We start from the raw sequence: 5151 nt of genomic DNA, 5'->3' as shown, positions 1-5151 counted from the left end.
GGGGGGGGGGGGGGGGAGAAGAAACAGCCCCCTCACCTCCCTCTCCCCCACGCCCAAACCCGCTGCCGCTGCGCTGGCAAAGCTAGGGCTGCAGCCGGGCGCGGGAGTGCTTCCTTTGCGGATGCGATGCGGGCCTAGTCTGCCTTCCACTTGGCGGCCAGGTCGCGGGCGTTCCGGGCCAGCACCATGACGTCGATGCCGACCGCAAGGAACTGCGCGCCCATGTCCGCATAGGCCTGGGTGGCCTCATCCGTGGTGCCGAGGATGCCGGGGGCGAGGCCTGCGGCCTTGATGCGGGTGATGGCATCGGCAATTGCCGCGCGCACCTCCGGATGGGCAGAGTTGCCCTGGTGGCCCATGTCGGTGGACAGATCCGCGGGGCCGATGAAGACGCCGTCGATGCCCTCGACCTGCAGGATTTCATCGAGCGCCGCCATCCCGGCGCGGTTCTCTACCTGGACCAGCAGGCAGACCTGCTGATCGGCGGTCTGGATATACTCAGAGACTGTGCCGAACATGGTGGCGCGGGCTGCGGTGGCGCCGACGCCCCGCACGCCTTTGGGCGGGTAATGGCAGGCGCGGACCAGCTCGCGGGCCTGATCGGCGCTTTCGACAATCGGCACCAGCACCGTCTGGGCACCGGCATCCAGCACCTGCTTGATCATCCAGGTCTCGCCCACCGGCACCCGCACCACCGGGTGGCTGGGCGAGGCCGCCAGCGCCATCAGCTGGTCGCGGATCGAGCGGATGTCATTGGGCGCGTGCTCGCCATCGATCACCAGCCAGTCGAAACCGCAGGTCCCCATGATCTCGGCAATCTGGCCGTCGGCAAAGCTCATCCAGCAGCCGATCTGGCGTTTGCCCTGTGATAGAGCCTGTTTGAAGCTGTTCTTGGGCGCGGGCATGGGCAGGGCCTCCTGTCAGGCGAAGGTGATGGATACGGAACCGAAGGGGCCGAGATCTGCAGCGATCCCGGTGCCCGGCGGGCATTCGATGGGGCGGATGAATGAGCCTGAGAGCACGATATCCCCGGCCTCGATCTGTTGTCCATATTCCGCCATCCGGCGCGCCAGCCACAGGACCGAAGTCACGGGATCGTTCAAGACGCCTGCGCCGAGGCCGGTTTCCTCAACCGTACCGTTGCGGGAGGCGATGGCGCCGACCCAGCGCAGGTCATGCGCGTCCACCGCGTGGCGCTCCGCCCCCAGCACCACGCCGGCATTGGCGGCGTTGTCGCTGATGGTGTCGGTGATGATGCGGGCCTGGCCGGTTGCCGGATCTGCCCGCAGGATGCGGGTGTCTAGGATTTCCAGAGAGGGGGCCACATAATCCGTGGCGGCCAGCACATCCTCGCGGGTACACTCCGCGCCTGCGAGCGGGGATTTCATGACAAAGGCGATCTCTGCTTCTACCCGTGGCTGGATGAAGCGGCCGGCGGGGACGGTTGCCCCGTTCTGAAACAGCATGTCGTCCAGCAGCACGCCGCTGTCGGGGGTGGTGATGTTCAGCGCCTGCTGCATGGCGCGGCTGGTAAGGCCGATCTTCCAGCCGATTTTCCTGCGGCCGGAGGCCAGTTTCTGCCGGATTAGAGCCTGTTGTACTGCGTAGGCATCATCCAGAGACATGCCGGGATAGGCCTGTGAGAGCAGGCCGCATTGCTGGCCGGTTTGCTCGGCTTTGAACAGGTGGTCAGCGGCTTCCTGGTGCTGCTCCGGGGTCATTCTTCATCCTCGACGGTATTGCGTAAGGTTCCGATGCCCTCGACCTCAACCTCCACCACATCGCCGGGGACCAGGTATTTCGGTGGATCAAACCGCGCGCCTGCGCCTGTCGGCGTGCCTGTGATGATCACGTCGCCGGGCTGCAGGGTCGTGAAGGTGGAGATATAGGCGATCTCCTCGCGGATCGGGAACATCATCCGGTTGAGGGTGTCGTCCTGGCGGACCTCTCCGTTCAAGCGGGTTACGATGCGCGCCTCATCCAACTGGGCGGCGTTGATGAAGGGCACCAGCCAGGGTCCGATGGAGCCGGAATTGTCCCAGTTCTTGCCTTGGGTCACGTTGAACTTGGCGTGGCGGACCCAGTCGCGGATTGTGCCCTCATTTGCCAGTGTTAGAGCAGCAATGTGATCGTAGGCGTCTTCCGGTTTGATGCGGCGGCCCGGTTTGCCAATCACTACGGCGACCTCGCCCTCGTAATCCAGCGTGTGGTTTTCCGGCGGGCGGATCAGCGGGCGCTCCGCCCCGGTGAAGGAGCGCGGGAAGCGGGGAAACAGGGACATGTGCTTGGGCTGGGCGGAGCCGTCCTTGTACTCCGCGTTGCGGTCCGGGAAATTGACGCCAACGCAGATGATCTTTTCCGGGTTGGGGACCGGGATCTCGTAAGCGAAATCCGTGTGGGTGACAGGTTTGCCGTTGGCGGCCTCTGCCAGTTTCGGCAGGCCGTCCGCCGCGATCACGTCGCGCATCGTGGGCCAGTCCGGGAACTGCGGCGACAGGGCTATCATCCCGGCATCCGTTACCGCGCCATAGAAGGTTTCTCCGCCGGCGGTGTAGGTGGCAAAGCGCATCAGGTCAGGCTCCTTGCGATTTCGGTGATGACGTCGAAGGCCATCATCACGTCTGCCTCTGTGGTCTCGAACTGGCCTGCCTGGAAGCGGATCACCAGCGCGCCGTCGAGGCGGGTCTGGGTCAGGTAGATGCGGCCGTCGGCGTTGATGGCATTGACCAATGCGAGGTTCAGATCGTCGAGGTCCGCGGCGCCCTCGGGCGCAAAGCGGAACGACCAGAGCGACCACATCGGCGCGGTGGTGATCTCGAAAGCAGGCTCTAACTTGAGCTTTTCGTGCAGCTGATTCGACCAGTTGATGTGATTGCGCAGCCGCTGGCGCAGGCCCTCCAGGCCGTAGGTGCGGATCAGGAACCAGATTTTGAGCGCGCGGAAGCGGCGCCCCAGCGGCACCGACCATTCGGAATAGTTGATGATGCCGTCATGGCCGTGGGTCTTGAGGTATTCCGGGCTGATCGCCAGGGTTTGCACCAGATCGGCCGGGTTCTTCAGGAAATGGGCGGAGCAGTCGAACTGCACGCCCAGCCATTTGTGCGGGTTGAAGACGATGCTGTCGGCGCGTTCGACGCCGGGCCAGTAGTGGCGGTATTCCGGGCAGATCATTGCGGAGCCGGCCCAGGCGGCGTCCACATGGGTGTAGAGACCGTATTTTTCTGCCACATCCAGCACCTTGTCGACCGGATCGGTGGCGCCAACACCGGTGCCGCCGACGCAGAGGATGACGCCTGCGGGCTGGTGGCCTGCGGCGAGGTCGGCCTGAATTGCCGCCTCCAGCGCGTCGGGGTCCATGCCGCGCCAGTCGCCCTTGATGGGGATGCGGATCAGGTTCTGCTGGCCGATGCCCGCGACCCAGATGGCGCGGTCGATGGAAGTGTGGACTTCGGAGGAGCAGTAGATGCGCAACGCTTTCTGGCTGAACAGGCCCTGTTGGTTCCCTTGCCAGTTCAGCGCTTTCTCCCGCATGGTCAGCACCGCGGCGAGGGTGGCGGAGGAGGCGGAGTCCTGGATCACGCCCTGGAACTGCTCCGGCAGGTCCAGCGCCTGGCGCAGCCAGTCCATCATCCGGGTTTCCATCTCGGTCGCGGCGGGTGAGGTCTGCCACAGCATACATTGGGGCGCGATGGCGGCGGTCAGGAACTCGGCCAGCACCGAGGGCGCAGCGGCGTTGGAGGTGAAATAGGCAAAGAAGCGCGGGTGCTGCCAATGGGTGATGCCGGGCATCACGATGTCCTCGAAATCGCGGAAGATTGCCTCCATCCCCTCGCCGTCTTCGGGCGGGGTGGCAGGCAGGGCGTGCAGCACCGTGCCGGGTTTGGTTTTGGCCCGCACCGGGCGGTCGCCGACGGTCAGGTGGTAGTCCTGCGTCCAATCCGCGACCCGGCGGCCCCATTCGGAGAATTCATCCCATTTCATTTTTCTTACCTTCCTTCCGCCAGGGTGCGGTCCTGATGTTCAGGGGGCAATGATCGGCTGTGCGTTCAAGGTGCTGGGTTTCGCGGTGGCGCCTTCGAAGACGGAGCCCTCCTCGAACCAGCTGCGCGGCGCGGGCGCGCCCCAGAGGGTCTGGCGCTGCGGGTCGGTGAGCGACCATTTGATCGGCTCCAGATCCGGGTCGACGGTCTGGTAATCGGAACAGTAGATCTCGATCCGGTGGCCGTCGGGGTCGCGCACATAGAGGAAGAAGGCGTTGGAGATGCCGTGGCGGCCGGGGCCGCGCTCGATGTTATCGACGTAGCCGGTGGTCGACATCAGGTCGAGGAGGTCGATGATATTCAAGGGGTTCGGCACCCAGAAAGCAGTGTGGTGCAGCCGGGGCCCAAGCCCATTGGTGAAGGCCACGTCATGGACGCCGCCCTTGCGGTGCATCCAGGCCGCCCAGATCTTGCCGCTGTCGTCATCTTCGGTGAATTCGGTGACGCGAAAGCCCATCTCGCCGTAGAAGGCGACCGAGGCATCCACATCTGCACTGAACATGTTGAAATGGTCGATGCGCAGAGGTTTTACCCCGTTATAGAGCCTGTATTCCTGGTGGATCGGCTCCAGTCGGTCCATTTTGACATAGAACTCCAGCGGGATGCCCCAGGGGTCGCGGGTGCGCAAGGTGCGGCCCATGTGCGGGCGGTCCACCCATTCGACGGGCAGGTCCTTGGCGGCGAAGAATTCCGCCGCCTTGTCCAGGTCCGGTTCATCATAAAGTTTGAAGCCGAGGACGCCGACAGAGGCGGTATCTGCCTGAACAAGCACGATGCAATGGTGGCCGCGTTCCTCCATCGCGCGGAGGTATATGCGCTCGCAGTCCTCATGCGTGACCTGCAGGCCGAGGGTGTCCACGTAAAACGCGCGGGAGGCGGCGAGGTCGGTGACGGCGTATTCCACATGGCTGAGCCGCACGATGTTGAAAGGGGGGTAGAGGTTCGGGGCGGGGACGGGCATGGTTTGAACCTTTCACTTGGGGCTGGAGTGGGAGCGAGGGGCAGGACCCTCGCTCCTCCCGGGATATTCTTGGTCCGACGCAAAACGGATCAGGAGAAGAAAAACGGGGGTGGGCGCTTGCCCAATCCAAAACACATACGTTTTTTTTCC

At 64.2% G+C, this 5151-nt stretch carries 5 protein-coding genes; all 5 read right to left on the bottom strand.

Going from position 1 to position 5151, the window contains the following annotated elements:
- Nucleotides 1-134 precede the first annotated feature (134 nt).
- The 5 genes from ACXAHG_RS23310 to hpaD are packed head-to-tail and all read right to left on the bottom strand — an operon-like array spanning nt 135 to nt 5001.
- Nucleotides 135-905, bottom strand: coding sequence for an aldolase/citrate lyase family protein (locus ACXAHG_RS23310; protein ID WP_475061181.1), 771 nt, complete (start codon nt 903-905; stop codon nt 135-137).
- Nucleotides 906-920: 15 nt separating this feature from the next.
- Nucleotides 921-1721: a 2-oxo-hept-4-ene-1,7-dioate hydratase gene (hpaH, locus tag ACXAHG_RS23305; protein ID WP_475061179.1), complete on the bottom strand. Its 801-nt coding sequence runs from the start codon at nt 1719-1721 to the stop codon at nt 921-923.
- Nucleotides 1718-2569, bottom strand: a complete 852-nt coding sequence (locus ACXAHG_RS23300) for a fumarylacetoacetate hydrolase family protein (RefSeq protein WP_475061176.1) — start codon at nt 2567-2569, stop codon at nt 1718-1720. Before ACXAHG_RS23300 ends, hpaH begins: the two co-directional genes overlap by 4 nt.
- Nucleotides 2569-3981 carry a pyridoxal phosphate-dependent decarboxylase family protein gene (locus ACXAHG_RS23295; RefSeq protein ID WP_475061173.1) on the bottom strand — a complete coding sequence of 471 codons (1413 nt, stop codon included), beginning with the start codon at nt 3979-3981 and terminating at the stop codon, nt 2569-2571. Before ACXAHG_RS23295 ends, ACXAHG_RS23300 begins: the two co-directional genes overlap by 1 nt.
- A gap of 39 nt (nt 3982-4020) precedes the next feature.
- Nucleotides 4021-5001 carry a 3,4-dihydroxyphenylacetate 2,3-dioxygenase gene (gene hpaD, locus ACXAHG_RS23290; protein ID WP_475061171.1) on the bottom strand — a complete coding sequence of 327 codons (981 nt, stop codon included), beginning with the start codon at nt 4999-5001 and terminating at the stop codon, nt 4021-4023.
- Nucleotides 5002-5151 lie beyond the last annotated feature (150 nt).

It is taken from the genome of Leisingera sp. ABD4_442 (genome assembly GCF_056160905.1).
The sequence above is the reverse complement of the archived record's forward strand: the minus strand, read 5'-3'. Positions and strand labels throughout refer to the sequence as shown.

Coding starts and splice junctions, on each gene's coding strand:
- ACXAHG_RS23300 (WP_475061176.1), bottom strand. CDS start 2,569: ATGCGCTTTGCCACCTACACCGCCGGCGGAGAAACCTTCTATGGCGCG.
- hpaH (WP_475061179.1), bottom strand. CDS start 1,721: ATGACCCCGGAGCAGCACCAGGAAGCCGCTGACCACCTGTTCAAAGCC.
- hpaD (WP_475061171.1), bottom strand. CDS start 5,001: ATGCCCGTCCCCGCCCCGAACCTCTACCCCCCTTTCAACATCGTGCGG.
- ACXAHG_RS23295 (WP_475061173.1), bottom strand. CDS start 3,981: ATGAAATGGGATGAATTCTCCGAATGGGGCCGCCGGGTCGCGGATTGG.
- ACXAHG_RS23310 (WP_475061181.1), bottom strand. CDS start 905: ATGCCCGCGCCCAAGAACAGCTTCAAACAGGCTCTATCACAGGGCAAA.